Source organism: Vibrio sp. J383, assembly GCF_023503985.1.
Lineage (GTDB): Bacteria > Pseudomonadota > Gammaproteobacteria > Enterobacterales > Vibrionaceae > Vibrio > Vibrio splendidus.
This window is the reverse complement of record NZ_CP097293.1, coordinates 772,858-791,236: the sequence shown is the minus strand read 5'-3', so window position 1 is coordinate 791,236 and position 18,379 is coordinate 772,858. Positions and strand designations below refer to the sequence as shown.

Annotated in this window: 14 protein-coding genes; 4 read left to right on the top strand and 10 right to left on the bottom strand. The window is 44.6% G+C overall.

What is annotated here, in order from left to right; all coding sequences use genetic code 11:
- The first annotated feature begins 1 nt into the window (after position 1).
- From btuF to M4S28_RS03590, 4 genes are all read left to right on the top strand, one after another.
- Complete coding sequence (btuF, locus tag M4S28_RS03605; RefSeq protein WP_249632323.1) at positions 2-871, top strand: vitamin B12 ABC transporter substrate-binding protein BtuF; 870 nt, start codon at positions 2-4, stop codon at positions 869-871.
- Between the two features lie 74 nt (positions 872-945).
- Positions 946-1,563 (top strand): TRIC cation channel family protein, encoded by a 618-nt coding sequence (locus tag M4S28_RS03600; RefSeq protein ID WP_004734978.1) that lies wholly within the window; start codon positions 946-948, stop codon positions 1,561-1,563.
- A gap of 251 nt (positions 1,564-1,814) precedes the next feature.
- The gene (locus M4S28_RS03595) at positions 1,815-2,396 is read left to right on the top strand and encodes a flavodoxin family protein (RefSeq protein ID WP_249632322.1); all 582 of its coding nucleotides are present in this window, start codon (positions 1,815-1,817) and stop codon (positions 2,394-2,396) included.
- Between the two features lie 134 nt (positions 2,397-2,530).
- The gene (locus M4S28_RS03590) at positions 2,531-3,376 is read left to right on the top strand and encodes a LysR family transcriptional regulator (RefSeq protein ID WP_017080246.1); all 846 of its coding nucleotides are present in this window, start codon (positions 2,531-2,533) and stop codon (positions 3,374-3,376) included.
- On the opposite strand, the gene M4S28_RS03585 is transcribed toward M4S28_RS03590, so the two are convergent.
- The 10 genes from M4S28_RS03585 to M4S28_RS03540 form a co-directional block, all read right to left on the bottom strand.
- Complete coding sequence (locus M4S28_RS03585) at positions 3,327-4,106, bottom strand: TSUP family transporter (RefSeq protein WP_017080245.1); 780 nt, start codon at positions 4,104-4,106, stop codon at positions 3,327-3,329. The two genes, M4S28_RS03590 and M4S28_RS03585, sit on opposite strands and share 50 nt — an antisense overlap.
- Positions 4,107-4,326: 220 nt before the next feature.
- The gene (gene carB, locus M4S28_RS03580; protein WP_017077692.1) at positions 4,327-7,557 is read right to left on the bottom strand and encodes a carbamoyl-phosphate synthase large subunit; all 3,231 of its coding nucleotides are present in this window, start codon (positions 7,555-7,557) and stop codon (positions 4,327-4,329) included.
- Positions 7,558-7,573: 16 nt separating this feature from the next.
- Positions 7,574-8,713, bottom strand: coding sequence for a glutamine-hydrolyzing carbamoyl-phosphate synthase small subunit (carA, locus tag M4S28_RS03575; protein ID WP_017084775.1), 1,140 nt, complete (start codon positions 8,711-8,713; stop codon positions 7,574-7,576).
- Between the two features lie 503 nt (positions 8,714-9,216).
- Positions 9,217-10,041 carry a 4-hydroxy-tetrahydrodipicolinate reductase gene (gene dapB, locus M4S28_RS03570; RefSeq protein ID WP_004734972.1) on the bottom strand — a complete coding sequence of 275 codons (825 nt, stop codon included), beginning with the start codon at positions 10,039-10,041 and terminating at the stop codon, positions 9,217-9,219.
- 92 nt (positions 10,042-10,133) lie between these two features.
- Positions 10,134-10,532, bottom strand: a complete 399-nt coding sequence (gene mutT / locus M4S28_RS03565; RefSeq protein ID WP_017084773.1) for an 8-oxo-dGTP diphosphatase MutT — start codon at positions 10,530-10,532, stop codon at positions 10,134-10,136.
- A 375-nt stretch (positions 10,533-10,907) separates the two neighbouring features.
- Positions 10,908-13,634 carry a preprotein translocase subunit SecA gene (gene secA, locus M4S28_RS03560; RefSeq protein WP_017077687.1) on the bottom strand — a complete coding sequence of 909 codons (2,727 nt, stop codon included), beginning with the start codon at positions 13,632-13,634 and terminating at the stop codon, positions 10,908-10,910.
- Between the two features lie 388 nt (positions 13,635-14,022).
- Positions 14,023-14,940 carry a UDP-3-O-acyl-N-acetylglucosamine deacetylase gene (gene lpxC, locus M4S28_RS03555; protein ID WP_017080243.1) on the bottom strand — a complete coding sequence of 306 codons (918 nt, stop codon included), beginning with the start codon at positions 14,938-14,940 and terminating at the stop codon, positions 14,023-14,025.
- Between the two features lie 96 nt (positions 14,941-15,036).
- Complete coding sequence (ftsZ, locus tag M4S28_RS03550) at positions 15,037-16,266, bottom strand: cell division protein FtsZ (protein ID WP_017084771.1); 1,230 nt, start codon at positions 16,264-16,266, stop codon at positions 15,037-15,039.
- A 31-nt stretch (positions 16,267-16,297) separates the two neighbouring features.
- On the bottom strand, positions 16,298-17,566 hold the full coding sequence (gene ftsA, locus M4S28_RS03545) for a cell division protein FtsA (protein WP_004729844.1): 1,269 nt from the start codon (positions 17,564-17,566) through the stop codon (positions 16,298-16,300).
- A complete protein-coding gene (locus tag M4S28_RS03540; RefSeq protein ID WP_004729846.1) occupies positions 17,559-18,251 on the bottom strand; it encodes a cell division protein FtsQ/DivIB in 693 nt (230 codons plus the stop codon). Before M4S28_RS03540 ends, ftsA begins: the two co-directional genes overlap by 8 nt.
- Between the last annotated feature and the right edge of the window lie 128 nt (positions 18,252-18,379).

Genomic DNA, 18,379 nt, shown 5'->3' with positions numbered 1-18,379 from the left:
AGTGAAACCTTCAGCACTTGTTACAAGCCTTACTCTTTTGTCTTCCAGCTTATGGCTGCCTTTATCATTTGCGGAAGAAACATCGCTGACTCCAGAAAAAGTACAGCCAGCTCAACGCGTAGTAAGCCTTGCTCCTCACGCCACTGAACTCGCGTACAGTGCTGGCTTAGGTGATAACCTTGTTGCGGTAAGTGAGCGGAGTGATTACCCACCACAAGCAGACCAGCTTGAAAAAGTGGCAAACTATCAAGGCATCAAGGTAGAGAAGATCATCGCACTGCAACCTGATTTGATTCTTGCGTGGCCAGCGGGAAACCCGCCCAGAGAGCTCGCGAAACTAGAGCAATTTGGGTTTAATATTTACTACTCGAGAACCAAAAGCCTAGATAGCATTGCGACCAATATTGAACAACTCAGCCAATACTCCAGTGATCCGAGTATTGGGGAAAACAATGCCAAGCAATACAAAGAAAAACTCAACGCATTGAGACTAAAATATAAAGATGCCGAACCCGTAAACTACTTTTATCAGCTAAGTGAAAAGCCGATCATCACCGTCGCTCAAGGGCACTGGCCAAGTGAGGTGTTTGAGTTTTGTGGTGGCCAGAATATTTTCGAAGACAGCGCTTCCCCTTATCCACAAGTTGGTATTGAACAAGTTGTATTAAGGAAACCGCAAGTGATCTTCACTTCTCAGCACGCAATTGAGAATGGAACCATGTGGCAAACTTGGGAGGACGAGATCCCAGCAGTCGCTCAAAATCAGATTTGGTCACTCAATTCTGACTGGATTAATCGCCCGACAACGAGAACTTTGAAAGCGATCCAACAAGTATGCGATTTCTTCGATAGAGCTAGGCAAAATCACTAACTATTTGCTGCGTTTTTTCGTACAATTCGCCACCGACCTGTCCCTACAATTTTAACTATAAGAGCACCAGTATCATGGACTCCATGCTGCTTTATATTATCGATTTATTTGGCACTGCCATTTTTGCTGTCTCAGGCGTATTCGTCGCTGGCCGTCTTAAGATGGACCCCTTTGGTGTCGCCGTTCTAGGCAGCGTGACCGCGATTGGCGGCGGCACTATCCGTGACATGGCATTGGGTGCGACTCCCGTGTTTTGGATCACCGATACCACCTACCTTTGGGTCATTATCACTACCTGTTTGCTGACCATGATTATTGTAAGACGTCCTAAACGTCTGGCTTGGTGGATATTGCCGGTATGTGATGCGATAGGCTTAGCCGTATTTGTTGGCATTGGTGTTGAGAAAGCGCTGAATTATCAAGACTCGGCATTAGTGGCTATTATCATGGGTGTTATCACAGGCTGTGGTGGCGGTATTATCCGTGACGTGCTTGCCCGTGAAGTGCCGATGATCTTAAGAAGTGAAGTCTACGCCACGGCTTGTATCATTGGTGGTGCTTTCCATACCATGGCGATTCTCATGGGGCACGATTCAGAAACCGCATTTTTGGCCGGTGTGTTCACAACACTATTGATTAGGCTTGGCGCTATTCGCTGGCACTTGTCATTGCCTACCTTCGCTATCAAGTAGATAGAACGATGACTAAGAGGCTCCGCAAAGGGGCCTTTTTAAATTCGCTTTCAAAGTACTTATACCCTCGATTTCTCCCTTTAAAGATCCCCCTTTTTTCCTGACACTCAATTTAGTTAGCTTGTTAGCTCTTAGCTTATGAGTTAGTAATGCTTTTTGTTTACTTACCTAGTTAACAGGCTATATTAGTAAACCAATATCTTTATAAATTATTTTATTTACTAATATAGTCTGCCAATAAGGAGTTCAAAATGAGTATCAATAAAGTGGGCATTGTTTTCTTCTCTAAGAATGGAGCGACTAAGCAAATCGCTGAGACAATCGCAGAAGGCATTAACACTCAACAATCTAACTCAGCACTGCTCATCGAGGTGCTCTCTTCTGAAATAGTCGAAGGAAGATTTGACAATGACGATAAGCTCAGCGCATTAGACAATTGTGATGCGATTATTTTTGGCGCGCCAACCTACATGGGCTCACCAGCGGCTCAATTTAAGAGCTTTATGGATGCAAGCAGTGATAGCTACTGTAAGAAAGCATGGCGAAATAAGCTCGCTGCAGGTTTCACCACTGGTGGTAGCCTTAACGGTGAACAACAGCAAACCCTACTGAGCTTTTTCACTCTGGCTTGTCAGCATGGCATGATTTGGGCAGGCCTTGATATCTCAAAGCATATTGATAATTTAGGTTTGAATCGCACAGGTTCAAGTATAGGTTTGGTCGCCAGTGATGATCAGACGGCTGAGAGCAACGATAATCACATCAATAGTAATGATCTTAAAACCGCTTTCTATTTTGGCCAACGCATCGCGAGTCTAGTTAAGAAAACCTAACGAGCTAATTTCCTAATTAACGAGCTAACGTCAAAACCCCTAGCTTGTCTGATATCTATGTGCTCAGACTAGAGAATGAATGGCGTTTGAGGTAACTTGGTTTAATCATTCCCAACTTTCATGAATATAACCCAATGCTACTCGAAGGAATCGAAACTCTATTGGTTTTAAGTAAAGCAAAAACCATGAGCCGCACCGGCAGTTTGCTTTATATCAGCCAATCAGCGGTCAGCAAACGGATTGCTAATTTAGAGAAGAAGTTAGGCAAGAAACTCATAGAACCGAGTGGTCGACAGATCAAACTGACGCCAGATGCGATTGCATTAATCGAGAGTATCGGCCCTGCATTCAATGAGCTTCGTGGTCTTATTTATGAGCAGCAAGAGTTGGAAGATACCACTCTCATCACCTTAGATAGCTCTAAGTCGCTGATCGCGGGTTATCTAGGTGAGATGATGGGCCAATTTATCCAGCAAGATAAATACATCACCATTACCACTAACCATACCCCAAGAATCATAGAGCGAGTGCAATCTGGCAAGGCGACCTTGGGGTTGTGTGCTGGTTTACTGCCACCGCATCATGGGTTAATGACATTCCACCTGTTTGATGAGCCGTTTTACATAGTAAGTAAGTCGCCGTTAACGGAGCTTCCTCCAATGGTCATCACTAACGATATGACCAATCCAGCAAACTCGTATCAGTTATCTGTGCTTGAAAAATTCGGCATCAAACCCTTGATGGAGATGGATGCTTACACCGCAGCAGCCCAGTTAGCGCTGGGTGGGACAGGGCCAGCGTTGATCCCGCTATCTATCGTAAAAACACTCAATATTGAGCCTCAGTACCTGTTTAGTTTTGCCGAATTGAAGGGATTGATTCGACCGATTCATATCTGTGTAAGGCCGAACAGCTATCAATCACCACGAGTTAAAATACTGATAGAATCCATTGTTGATGCTGTTCCCAAAGCAGTTTAGACGCCATTAACATCGACATCACGATCACAAGGGGGCGAATCCATTTCTGCCCTTTTGTCACCACTACTTTAGCGCCAAGCTGAGCGCCCATAAAGCCACCAACCGCCATCACTAACCCTAATTCCCAAATGGGCAAACCAGCCAAAATAAAGAAGATTAAAGCTGCGATATTCGAAGTGAAGTTAAGAACCTTAGTACGTGCCGTTGCATCCACTAAAGAGAAATGGCCGATAGCGACAAAACAGACCGTGAAAATAGAACCCGTTCCTGGGCCAAAGAAGCCATCGTAGAAACCAACACCGCCACCAATGCACAAAGCAAACACGGCTTCAGACATCTTTTGCTTACCTTCAGACGCTCTAGTTTGGGGTGCTAATAGGAAATAGAGAGAGATGGCGATAAGCAGTAAGGGGATCATGCTGGTCAGCAAACTTGCGTCGATATGCTGCACTAACTCAGCGCCAATCGCAGAACCAATAAAGGTACAGAGAATGGCAAGACGCATCTCTTTTATGTTCACGATACCGTTGCGTACGAAATACCAACTGGCGGAGAAGCTACCAAAAGAACTTTGAAGTTTGTTGGTGGCCAGTGCCTGCGTTGGTGGTACTCCTGCCGCTAGCAATGCTGGTAGAGTCAATAATCCACCGCCGCCAGCCATTGCATCAATAAAGCCTGCCGCCGTTGCAACTACAAACAAGATAGCCAATATTTCTAGAGTGATTTCCATATACCCAACGCCTTAAATTCTCGTGAAGCGACAACTTACCACCGTGAGCAAACAATCAACAACGAAACACAAGATTGTAACCTATTCCAATTTTTCATCATTTAGCCATCACCAGATTTTCACTATTTAACCGACACCAGATGACAGACATAAAAAAGCCCACTCCGAAGAGTGGGCTTTGAGCATTTATATCCGCTTAACAGCGATACACGTTAGTCAATTAAGCTAGAGAAGCTTTAACCTGTGCGTGCAGTTCTTGAACTGAAGTTACTGACGTTTTCGCGTCTGCAGTGTGCGCCATACAAGTCGCGAATGCAGCGTTTAGCGTAGTCGTGTAGTTCACTTTCTCAGCCAGTGCGCCACGACGAAGAACTTTAGAATCTTCAATCGCTTGACGGCCAGCTGCAGTGTTCACGATGTACGTGTACTCGTTGTTCTTGATACGGTCAAGAATGTGAGGACGACCTTCGTGTACCTTATTTACTAGACGTGGGTTGATACCCGCTTCGCCAAGGATAACTGCAGTACCGTGTGTTGCGTCTAGCTGGTAACCAAGCTTAGATAGCTTAGATGCTAGGTCAACAACGCGCTCTTTGTCGCCTTCGCGAACAGAAAGAAGTGCACGGCCGCCTTCTGGGTAGATGTTGCCACAACCCAATTCGGCTTTAGAGTATGCTTCAGCAAACGTTGCACCAACACCCATAACTTCACCAGTAGAGCGCATTTCTGGGCCTAATAGTGGGTCAACACCAGGGAATTTGTTGAACGGAAGAACAACTTCTTTCACTGAGTAGTATGGTGGGATAATTTCTTTCGTAAAGCCTTGAGACTCTAACGATTGACCCGCCATAACACGAGCTGCAATCTTAGCGACTGCTGCGCCTGTTGCTTTCGATACGAACGGTACTGTACGTGCTGCACGAGGGTTAACCTCGATTAGGTACACTTCGTTGTTCTTAACAGCAAACTGCGTATTCATTAGACCACGAACACCCAACTCGAACGCTAGCTTTTCAACTTGCTCACGCATTACGTCTTGGATTTCTTGGCTTAGCGTGTAAGCAGGAAGAGAACATGCTGAGTCACCAGAGTGAACACCCGCTTGTTCGATATGCTCCATGATACCCGCAATAACAACGCGCTCACCGTCACAAATCGCATCAACGTCGACTTCAATTGCATCATCTAGGAAGCTATCAAGTAGTACTGGAGATTCGTTTGAAACACTTACTGCTTCGTTGAAGTAGCGACGTAAGTCTTGCTCGTCGTATACGATTTCCATCGCACGACCACCAAGAACATAAGAAGGACGAACAACTAATGGGAAGCCGATTTCGCGAGATTTTTCTACCGCTTGCTCCATTGTTGTAACTGTCGCGTTTTCTGGTTGTAGAAGACCAAGACGGTCAACAGCAACTTGGAAACGCTCACGGTCTTCTGCACGGTCGATTGCGTCTGGGCTAGTACCAATGATTGGTACGCCAGCAGCTTCAAGCTCACGAGCCAGTTTCAGTGGTGTTTGGCCACCGTACTGAACGATAACGCCTTTTGGCTTCTCAACACGAACGATTGCTAGTACGTCTTCCAGCGTTACTGGTTCAAAATACAGACGGTCAGACGTATCGTAGTCAGTCGAAACTGTCTCAGGGTTACAGTTAACCATGATTGTTTCGTAGCCATCTTCACGTAGTGCTAAAGATGCATGTACACAACAGTAATCGAATTCAATACCTTGGCCGATACGGTTTGGACCGCCGCCTAAGATCATGATCTTCTCTTTGTCTGTTGGGTTCGATTCACATTCGTCATCGTAAGATGAGTACATGTAAGCCGTATCCGAAGAGAACTCAGCAGCACACGTATCTACACGCTTGTAGACTGGGTGAATATCGTATTGGTCACGTAGACGACGAATTTCACTTTCTGCCACACCTAGAATCTTAGACAGGCGAGCATCAGCAAAACCTTTACGCTTAAGCTTCATTAGCTCGTCTTTATTCAGACCAGCAAAGCCTTTCGCTTTAAGTTCTTGCTCAAGTTTAACGATGTCTTCGATTTGAACTAGGAACCAGCGGTCAATTTGCGTTAGGTTGAATACACCATCAACTGACATACCAGCACGGAAAGCGTCTGCGATGTACCAAATACGGTCAGAACCAGCTTCTTTAAGCTCATGGCGAATCGTCGTTAGAGCGTCAGGTGCATCTAGGTCAACCATTTCGTCAAAACCAGTTGCGCCTACTTCTAGACCGCGAAGTGCTTTCTGTAGAGATTCTTGTTGGTTACGGCCGATAGCCATAACTTCACCAACCGACTTCATTTGCGTCGTTAGACGGTCGTTAGCACCTGCAAATTTCTCGAAGTTAAAACGAGGAATCTTAGTTACTACGTAGTCGATTGTTGGTTCGAATGATGCTGGTGTTGCGCCGCCAGTGATGTCATTCATTAGCTCGTCTAGCGTAAAGCCAACAGCCAGTTTCGCTGCAATCTTAGCGATTGGGAAACCTGTTGCTTTAGAAGCAAGTGCAGATGAACGAGATACACGTGGGTTCATCTCGATGATAACCATACGGCCATCTTTCGGGTTGATACCAAACTGTACGTTTGAACCACCTGTTTCAACACCAATCTCACGCAGTACCGCTAGAGAAGCGTTACGCATTAGTTGGTATTCTTTGTCTGTTAGCGTTTGAGCCGGAGCCACTGTGATCGAGTCACCAGTGTGAATACCCATTGGGTCAAAGTTTTCAATCGCACATACGATGATGCAGTTATCGTTCTTGTCGCGAACCACTTCCATCTCGTACTCTTTCCAACCGATAAGTGATTCATCGATAAGAAGTTCGTTAGTTGGAGATAGGTCCAAACCACGGCGACAGATTTCTTCAAATTCTTCTTTGTTATAAGCGATACCGCCGCCTGTACCACCCATCGTAAACGATGGACGAATGATACAAGGGAAACCAACCATTTCTTGAACTTTGTAAGCCTCTTCCATCGTTTTCGCTGTATCAGCCGTTGGACACTCAAGACCAATCGATTTCATTGCTTTATCAAAACGAGAGCGGTCTTCAGCTTTATCGATAGCGTCAGCAGTTGCGCCAATCATCTCTACGCCGAACTCTTCAAGTACGCCGTATTTTTCTAAATCTAACGCACAGTTAAGTGCAGTTTGGCCACCCATTGTCGGTAGAACTGCATCTGGCTTCTCTTTAGCGATGATGTTACGAACCACTTCCCATTGGATAGGTTCGATGTAAGTCGCATCAGCCATGTCTGGGTCAGTCATGATTGTCGCTGGGTTCGAGTTTACAAGAATAACTCGGTAACCTTCTTCGCGAAGTGCTTTACAAGCTTGAGCACCAGAGTAATCAAACTCACATGCTTGACCGATAACAATCGGACCAGCACCCAGAATTAGAACACTTTTAATGTCAGTACGTTTTGGCATTATCTACTACTCCGAATTACACTGTGTGCTGTTTGATTAGTTCAATAAAGTGGTCGAATAACGGCGCTGCGTCTTCTGGACCTGGGCTTGCTTCTGGGTGACCTTGGAAGCTAAATGCTGGCTTATCTGTACGGTGGATACCTTGTAGAGAACCATCAAATAGAGACTTATGAGTCGCTCGTAATGTCTCTGGAAGCGTATCTTCGTCAGCAGCAAAGCCGTGGTTTTGTGAAGTAATCATCACAACATCACGATCTAAATCTTTAACCGGGTGGTTTGCACCGTGGTGACCAAACTTCATCTTCACTGTCTTAGCGCCTGACGCAAGAGCAAGAATCTGGTGACCTAGACAGATACCAAAGATTGGTAAACCTTTTTCTAGGAACACTTTTGTTGCTTCAATTGCGTAAGTACATGGTTCTGGGTCACCAGGGCCATTTGAAAGGAAAACACCATCAGGGTTCAGAGCGAGTACTTCTTCTGCTGAAGTTTCAGCAGGAACAACCGTTAGGCGGCAGCCGCGGTCAACAAGCATTCGTAAGATGTTTCGTTTTGCGCCGAAGTCATAAGCAACAACGTGGTATGGCAATTCAGAGTCTGCTTTCGCTTCAGGAAGTCCACCCGTAAGCGTCCACGAACCTTGTTTCCATTGATACGCTTCTTTTGTAGTAACTTCTTTCGCAAGGTCCATACCTTTCAGGCCAGGGAATTCTTTTGCTTTAGCTAGAGCCAAAGCTTCGTCTAAATTGTTACCCGCTACGATACAACCGTTTTGAGCACCTTTTTCACGAAGAATACGCGTCAGCTTACGAGTATCGATATCAGCGATACCAACAACGTTTTGCGACTTAAGGTAATCAGAAAGGGATTGTTCATTACGGAAATTAGAAGCGATTAGAGGGAGATCGCGAATCACAAGGCCTTGAGCATGGATTGAAGAAGATTCTTCATCTTCGGAATTGGTTCCGGTATTGCCAATGTGAGGGTAAGTAAGGGTAACGATTTGCTGAGAATAGGAAGGATCAGTGAGGATTTCTTGGTACCCCGTCATCGAGGTATTAAAAACGACTTCACCAACTGCAGAACCTACAGCGCCAATGGCTTCACCGTGAAATACTGTCCCATCTTCTAGGACGAGTAGTGCTGACTTCTTCAAGACAACCTCCAGAAATAAAAATGCATTAAAATTGATTTAATTTGCAAATCTACCTTCCTGCAACACCAAAAACTGCGTGTTTATGGAAATTAGACAAATTGGCGGTATTTTAGTGATCTGCGTGATACGTGTCAACATTTAACGCAAAAGAAATTAAACATTTGTAAGAACTAATTCAATTTCCTTTACCAAAGCTTCAAAAGTTCAACTTTCATACTCAATTAATAGGAATATTACGATTTTCTAATTTTCACCCGTCGTTTTAGCTAACCATAGAGTGCCAAAAATATCAGCGACAAAACGCAATCGATAAATACCAAGAGAAAACATGATAATTTAAAGATCTAAAACAAAAAACACACTAAAGCCTGCATAAATAGCATAAAAATAGAGGGAAAATGGCGATAAGAAGAAAGTAGAAGGAAGATCGTAGAAGAGAGATTATTAAGGAAAAGCCACCAAATAAAGAAAGCGCCGGCAATTGCCAGCGCATAAATATCTATTTACAGGTCATTCAAACCAAGGACATCCGTCATGGTATAAAAGCCTGCTGGCTTGTCATTTAGCCAAACAGCTGCCTTTATCGCACCATTAGCAAAGGTCATTCTATCCGTTGCTTTATGGGTAATTTCAACGCGCTCACCAATATCAGCAAACATTGCGGTATGCTCGCCAATGATGTCACCGGCACGAATCGTCGCAAAGCCGATCTCATCTTTGGTACGCTCGCCAGTAATACCTTCACGTGACCATACAGCGACATCGTTTAGATCATTGCCCATCGCACCAGCAATCGCTTCGCCCATACCAATCGCAGTGCCTGACGGCGCATCGACTTTATGGCGATGGTGAGCCTCAACGATCTCAACATCACAATAATCGCCCATCACTTTAGCGGCCTTTTCTAGCAGCTTGAATACTAGGTTTACACCAACGCTGTAGTTAGGAGCCATTACGATAGGCATCTCTTTTGACGCCGCATCAATCACCTGTTTCTCTTCTTCAGAGAAACCTGTCGTACCGATAATTAGCTTCTTTCCGTGACGTTTACAAAGTTCAATATTCGCTAATGTGCTCACAGGTGCGGTAAAGTCGACGATCACGTCAAACTCTTCAATCGCTTTCGAAAGGTCATCGACTAGAGCTACATCAAAACGGCCTTCACCGCATAACTCGCCAACATCAACACCGACCAAAGATGACTCTGGGCGCTCTGAACCAGCGCCAACGCTTGCTTCTGAATTTTGGTGAGCGGCTTTCACCAAGTTACGACCCATACGGCCAGCTGCTCCTGCAATTGCAATTCTTACCACTGCGAATATCTCCATTGTTTTGGTTACCATCACTGCTCATCTGTCGCAGCAACGTTCATTCGATTAATCTCTTTAAACTAACAACAATCTCAAACTCAGGCTAGCAATTACGAAAACTCTTTTATTACTCGCTCTAAAATGGGCACATTCGCTTCAGGGAATGCGTATTGACTCAATGATTCAAGATCGACCCATTCACCTTGTTGCCCTTCTTTACCATAAGGCTGTTGCTCGAAATCAGTCACAAGAATGAAATCAAACTTAAGCGACTTGTCACTGTAATCAAATTCAAGGTGCTCAAACAGAGACTGATCTGTCACCTTAATGCCAATCTCTTCATCAAGTTCACGAGCCATCGCCTGCTCAATGGTTTCGCCCGCTTCTACTTTACCACCAGGGAATTCCCAGAAACCGCCTTTGTGCTTGTCGTCTGGGCGTTTAGTGATAAAGACCTGTGACTTATCTTGGTTGAAGATAATGCCCGCGACAATATGGATTCTTTTCATATGATGATGTTCCTTAATAAAACGCTTCGCTCAAGCAGCCCCTGAATACGTCATCCTCAAGAAGGAGTAACGACTGAGTTGGGAGGCTAATACAACAACCTTAAGCCAAACTATCAAACAAGATTCCCTACTGCGCTCGTTCCTCGCTACAGGGAATGACGACTTTCCTTTCGACAAAAAGATAAGTCATGAAATTTACATACAAAAAGAGCCGCCTAAGCGACTCTTTTTAATAACAGCAAGTTTTTATGAAGCTAAGTTGTAACGTGTTAAGTGCAAGGAGGAGGCGCGGAGCTTACGTTAGTAAGTGAATACCGTTAGTAAGTAAGCACGTCCGACACTGCAATTATCCGTTACAGCGAAGATTCACCAAACTTAGTCAATTTTACCGTGACACTGTTTGTACTTCTTGCCGCTTCCACATGGGCATGGTTCGTTACGACCCACTTTACGCTCATCACGTACTACCGTTTGTGGAGATGCCGCATCCGCTTCATCGTCAGCTAGCTGGTTTTCAGCCGTTGCGTGTTGTGCTTGTGCACGACGCGCCGCTTGTTCAGCTTGAGCTTGACGTTGAGCTTCCATCTTTTCAACTTCTTCTTGTTGCTGAACGCGAACTTTAGAAAGGATGGTAACAACATCTGTTTTCAGCACATCGAGTAGGCCTTCAAACAGTTCAAACGACTCACGCTTGTACTCTTGTTTCGGGTTCTTCTGAGCATAACCACGTAAGTGGATACCTTGACGAAGGTGATCCATCGCAGCCAAGTGCTCTTTCCAAAGACCGTCTAGCGTTTGTAGCATCACAGACTTCTCGAAGTTACGCAGTACTTGAGCACCAACCACTTCTTCTTTCTGTTTGTACGAATCTACCGCCATACCAAGAATACGCTCACGCAATGCTTCTTCATAAAGCTTGTCGTCTTCGTCTAACCAACCTTGAATATCAAAGTCTAGGTCGAAGTCATTCTTCAGACGATCTTGCAGACCCGCGATATCCCACATGTCTTCAAGAGATTGAGGAGCGATGTATTCATCAATGACTGACGCCAGTACATCTTCACGGTTGTGTTCGATCATCTCGCTGATGTCATCAGAACTCATCAGTTCATCACGTAGCTCATAAACAACCTTACGTTGGTCATTGGCTACATCATCGTACTCAAGAAGCTGCTTACGGATGTCGAAGTTACGACCTTCCACTTTACGTTGAGCTTTTTCAATTGAGCGAGACAGCATCTTAGATTCAATCGCTTCGCCTTCGTCCATACCACTTTGGATAAGACCAGCCATACGATCAGACGTAAAGATACGTAGTAGAGAATCTTCCATTGATAGATAGAAACGAGAAGAACCCGCATCACCTTGACGACCAGAACGACCACGTAACTGGTTATCGATACGGCGAGATTCATGACGCTCAGTACCAATGATGTGCAGACCACCTGACTCAAGAACTGTATCGTGGACAACTCTCCAGTCAGCTTTGATCTTGTCGATCTGCTCTTTCGTTGGATTATCTAGCTTCTCAATTTGTGCTTGCCAGCTACCACCTAACACGATATCGGTACCACGACCTGCCATGTTAGTTGCGATAGTTACCGCACTCGGCATACCAGCTTGCGCAACGATCTCAGCTTCCATCTCATGGAACTTAGCATTTAGTACGTTGTGCTTAATTTTTGCTTTTTTCAGTGCGTTAGACAGCAGTTCAGATTTCTCGATAGAAACCGTACCAACCAGTGATGGCTGACCAGCCGCAACACGGTCTTTGATGTCTTCAATGATCGCATTGAACTTGTCTTCTTCAGTACGATAAACCACATCTGGCATATCGTTACGAACCATAGGCTTGTTGGTTGGGATAACCACCGTTTCTAGGCCGTAGATAGACTGGAATTCGAAAGCTTCAGTATCAGCAGTACCTGTCATGCCTGACAGTTTTTCGTACAATCGGAAGAAGTTCTGGAATGTAATCGATGCTAGCGTTTGGTTTTCATTTTGAATCTTCACACCTTCTTTAGCTTCAACAGCTTGGTGTAAACCTTCAGACCAACGACGACCTGGCATAGTACGACCAGTATGTTCATCAACGATAACCACTTCGCCTTCTTCAGTAACGATGTAGTCGACGTTTTTCTCAAACAATACGTGTGCACGAAGCGCAGCATTCACATGGTGCAATAGGCTGATATTGGTTGGAGAGTAAAGTGTGTCACCCTCTTCCATCAAGCCGTTTTTGACCATTAGTTCTTCTACAAATTCTTGACCGTTTTCAGTCAGGTGAACCTGTTTTGATTTTTCGTCCATGGTGTAGTGACCTTCACCACGGTACTCTTCTGAATCTTCTTTATCTTGACGCTCTAGAGAAGGAATTAGAGTGTTAATGCGCGTATAAAGGTCAGAACTATCTTCAGCTGGGCCAGAGATAATTAACGGAGTACGGGCTTCATCAATTAAGATTGAGTCAACCTCATCGACTACAGCGAAGAAGCGCTCACGTTGAACTCGGTCTTCAGCACGGAAAGCCATGTTGTCACGCAGGTAATCAAAACCAAACTCGTTGTTTGTTCCGTATAGGATGTCAGCTTGGTACGCTTCTTTTTTCTCTGGCGGAGCCATGTTTGCCACATTCACGCCAACAGTCATGCCAAGGAATTCAAATAATGGACGGTTTGTTTCCGCATCACGCTTCGCTAGGTAATCGTTCACCGTTATTACGTGAACACCTTTGCTTGGTAGCGCGTTTAGATAAGCTGGTAGGGTTGCGGTAAGTGTCTTACCTTCACCAGTACGCATCTCTGCAATTTGGCCAGCATTAAGAACCATGCCACCAATCATTTGCACGTCAAAGTGACGCATGCCGTAAACACGCTTAGACGCTTCACGTACCGTAGCGAAAGCTTCAGGTAGAAGTTGATCTAACGATTCACCTTTATCTAAGCGCTCACGAAACTCAACCGTTTTTGCTTTTAGCTCTTCATCAGAAAGTGCTTCAAACGTTGGTTCGTAGTTATTAATTTCTTTTACAATTTTTCTAAGGCGGCGCAGTGTTCTGTCATTGCGACTGCCAATTACCTTTGTCAGCAGCTTAGTAATCATGTGCTTGGAATCTCTTCGTTCTCAGATCGTCCGCGATCTATTTTAAATGCCGTCAGTCTCTACTAGCTATGAACTAGTCTTCAGTTACTAACCAAGGATACTGAGATAAATCTAGTATCTTTGATATTGTACTTGAGAGTAGAGTTTTCAAGGCTTGAGTTAAAATTAATGCCCTTTAGTGTAAGTAATTTTCACACTAACGACCATTTAGAACACCATTTGTTTGATGTGCTTGGAACTTTTCTTTCTAATTGCTGATGGATTAAGCAGACAGCAGCCCATTGGCCAGCAATTTCCGGAGGTTAACGACACTGTATCTGGAAAATAGATACAAAAAAACCAGGCCGATGGCCTGGTTTTTGAAATCTTATATTGTTGTAAACAACAATTACGCTAGAACCATACCCGGTTCTGCGAAAGCAACTGGAGAGCCAGCTTCTTCTTCGAATGTTGCCCACTCCCAAGCTTCTGCGTCAGCAAGAACTGCACGTAAAAGTTGGTTATTTAGGCCGTGACCTGATTTGTATGCACGGAACTCACCAATAATAGCGTGTCCACACATGTAAAGGTCACCAATCGCATCCAATACTTTATGAGTTACAAACTCATTGTCGAAACGAAGGCCTTCTTCATTAAGAATTCGGTATTCGTCCAGTACGATAGCATTATCAAAGCTACCGCCAAGTACTAGGTTTTGAGACTGAAGGTACTCAATATCGCGCATGAAACCGAAAGTACGAGCGCGAGAAATCTGCTTCACAAAACCTTGTGATGAGAAATCAAACAACAAACGTTGCTCATCGGATTCAATTGCAGGGTGGTTAAAGTCGATCTCAAAGTCCATACGGAAGCCGTTAAATGGAACAAACTCTGCCCACTTATCGCCATCTTCAAAACGGATAGGCTTTTTGATTCGAATAAAACGTTTCGCTGCATTCAGTGTTTCTACACCCGCTTGCTGTAGCAAGTATACGAATGGGCTTGCGCTACCATCCATAATTGGAATTTCTGGAGCATCGACTTCAACAATAATGTTGTCGATACCCATTCCAGCTAGAGCTGCGTTAAGGTGTTCCACTGTAGAGATACGTATGCCTTCGTCATTAACAAGAGCAGTACATAACATAGTGTCACGAACTGATGCTGGATCAGCTGGGAAATCTACAGGTGGATTGACATCTGTACGACGATAAACAATACCTGTATTTGCAGCTGCCGGGCGAAGAGTAAGTGTGACTTTACGACCAGAGTGGAGACCCACACCAGTTGTTTTCACAATTTCTTTCAGAGTACGTTGTCTGATCATCTGCTTGCCTCGTTATCAGTGCTACAAATCACGGTCAGTATTTACCAACCGCGAATTTTACCATTAATTCGACGATAGTCAAATTTTGGGTATTTGTTAATCAGCCTGACGTCGTAAAAATGCTGGAATATCTAAATATCCGCTCTCTTTCTCAGCTTTAGGTGCAGCACTCTGGCTAGCGCCTGTACCTGAAGAAACAGGTGACGTTGTTGGCTGTGGTTTAACTTGAGGTTTTACCTCAGTTTTTTCCTGCAATGGTTGTGCCACTTTCTCTTCCACTTTTGCTGCTGTTTGAACAGCAACTTGAGGTTGAGGCGTTGGCGCTACTTTTGCTTTACCACCAGCAACTAAAGTAATGTCTGGTTTTTTCTCTGTGCCGATACCTGTTGCAACAACAGTTACACGGATTTCATCCGTCATATCAGGGTCTAGAGAGGTACCAATAACAACCGTTGCGTTATCAGAAGCGAATGCCTTAACTGTATTACCCACAGTTTCGAATTCATCTAGACGCATATCTAGGCCTGCTGTGATGTTCACAAGAACGCCACGCGCGCCAGCTAGGTCGATGTCTTCTAGTAGTGGGCTAGAAATTGCTGTTTCAGCAGCTTCTTCAGCACGGTCTTCACCTTTTGCGATACCGCTACCCATCATTGCATGACCCATCTCAGACATTACGGTGCGAACATCCGCGAAATCGACGTTAATCATACCAGGGCGAGTAATTAGCTCTGCGATACCTTGTACAGCGTTTTTAAGTACATCATTTGCACTTGCGAAAGCTTCAAGCAGTGTTACACCACGGCCAAGTACTTTAAGTAGCTTTTCATTTGGAATCGTAATTAAAGAATCCACATGTTTAGAAAGCTCTTCAATACCTTGCTCAGCAAACGCTAAACGCTTTTTGCCTTCAAAGCTAAATGGCTTAGTTACAACAGCAACCGTTAGCACACCAAGCTCTTTCGCAACTTCAGCAATAACTGGAGCAGCACCAGTACCAGTACCACCGCCCATACCAGCTGCGATAAATACCATATCGGCGCCAGTTAGAACTTCTTTAATTCTTTCTCGATCTTCGAGAGCTGCATCACGGCCTACTTGTGGGTTTGCACCAGCGCCCAAACCTTTAGTGATATCACCACCAATTTGGATCACGCTGCTCACGCTTGTTTTACGAAGAGCTTGAGCATCAGTGTTAACACTGATGAATTCTACGCCTTCGATTGACTCACGTACCATGTGCTCAACAGCGTTACCGCCACCGCCACCAACTCCAACGACTTTAATTACTGCATCGTCAGACATTTCCATCATCGGTTCAAACATGTGTTATCTCCGTTTTTTCCTGCAACTCAGGTTAAAACTCTTTTTGTATCCAATTACGCAATTTACCAAACAAGCCTGACATAGAAGGTGCTGAACGCTTAGGTTCGCTGTAATCACCCTCATCACTTATCTGACAATCTCTTGCGTAATGAAGTAAACCAACCGCCGTAGAATGATACGGCTCTTTAACATAGTCAGTTAAGCCACTAACTTCTAACGGCTTACCAACTCGAACTTGATTGCGGAAAACACGTTCCGCACACTCTACCAATCCGTCAATTTGTGCCGCTCCACCAGTGAGAACGACGCCAGCTGCAAGGTGGTGTTTAATACCTTCATCTCGTAGCTGTAATTGAACCGTATCAATAGTTTGGTTAACGAGACCCATAAGTTCAGTGTAACGTGGTTCAATCACTTCCGACAAAGTTTGTCTTTGCAAACTTCTCGATGGACGGCCACCTACACTAGGGACGTTAACAGAATCATCCTTGCTTACGAGTTCACTCAGAGCGCAACCGTGGTTTACTTTTATCTCTTCAGCATCGCTCACTGGCGTGCCGAAAGCGAAGGCAATATCACTGGTTACTGCATTTCCTGCGTAGGAAAAGACTTCTGTGTGTCGCAATGCGCCGCCAGTCCAAATGGAAATATCCATCGTACCAGCACCAATATCAACAACACATACTCCAAGCTCTCTCTCGTCGTCAGTAATTACCGCATTACTTGAGGCAAGTCCTGAAAACACGATTTGTTCTACAGTGAGACCACATCGTTCAACAGCTTTAATAATGTTTCTCGCCATGTCGCTATGGCAAGAAATTAGGTGAACACTGACTTCCATTCGAACACCAGATAAACCAAGTGGATTCTTGATCCCCTCTTGATAATCGATGGTAAATTCTTGTGGGATCACGTGCAGAATTCTCTGCTCATCACCTATTTTAATTGATTTCGCGGTATGGATCGCTCGATCCATATCGTCTTGAGACACCTCTTCATCAGAAATAGTGCCCATGCCTTTTTCAATTCGGCTTGCGATATGTTTGCCCGATAGCGAGATAAACACATTGCTGATTTGGCATTCCGCCATCAACTCTGCTTGATCAATGGCTCGCTGAACTGACTTCACTACCGACTCTAGGTCGTTTACACCACCTTTATCCATACCTCTGGATGGGCTTTGCCCTGAACCAATGATATTGATTTGACCATCAGGCAATATTTCACCAACTAGAGCTGATATGGTCGCAGTGCCTATATCAAGACCAACGATTATGTTGTCATCTGCGGTCTTAGTCATCTGTGCTCTCTTCTAACTCTTGCTCTGGAAACCAGCCTACAGCGGCTCCCGTATCATACCTGAGGTCGATGTAGCTCACTTGATTCGCTTTACTACCAAGTTCGTTGTAAAGCGAAATGAAGCGTTCAACACGCTCATCTAAAGAATCTTTACCTAGTTCTAAACGGATACCGTTATCTAGGATTATTTGCCAAGCGCGACGCTCATTGAGAACGAGCGAAGTAACGGTTAACCCTAGATTGTTAATCAAAGGAGTTATTTGTCGCCACTTTTCTATCACTTTTTGGCTGGTGCCGTCTGGGCCGTAAAGCTTGACTCTATCGCCCTTCAAAAGACCGATATCACCATTAAACACCTGACCATTATCATTCAACAGCATGTTACCGTTCCAGATTGCTGCTGCATGATACTCAGTCAAAAATACTTTTATTGTGTCTGGCCACTGCTTACGAATGGACACCACTGAAACCCAAGGTAACGCTTCTAAACTGTCTTGCAAAACACCGATGTCTTGCGACATGAACGTGCCAATATGCTCTAGCTCGCCAAAGGCATGTTGAACATCACCAGCGGTTACGTAAGTTAAGTCGCCTTGAAGTACTATTTTGGAGAGAGGCAATCGCTGATCATCCCACATCCAAGTCAGTGTGGTATAGAAAAGAAATCCAATGAATAGCAGTACCATGACAAAAAAAGACCCGCCTACAGCGTGTTTCTTTAGCGATGGTAAACTGAATAGGTGGCGGTTTTCGCTAAAAGTACTTTCTACCAAAGCCCGCATTCCCTGTCGTTGGTTCGCAATTCTATTCCCTA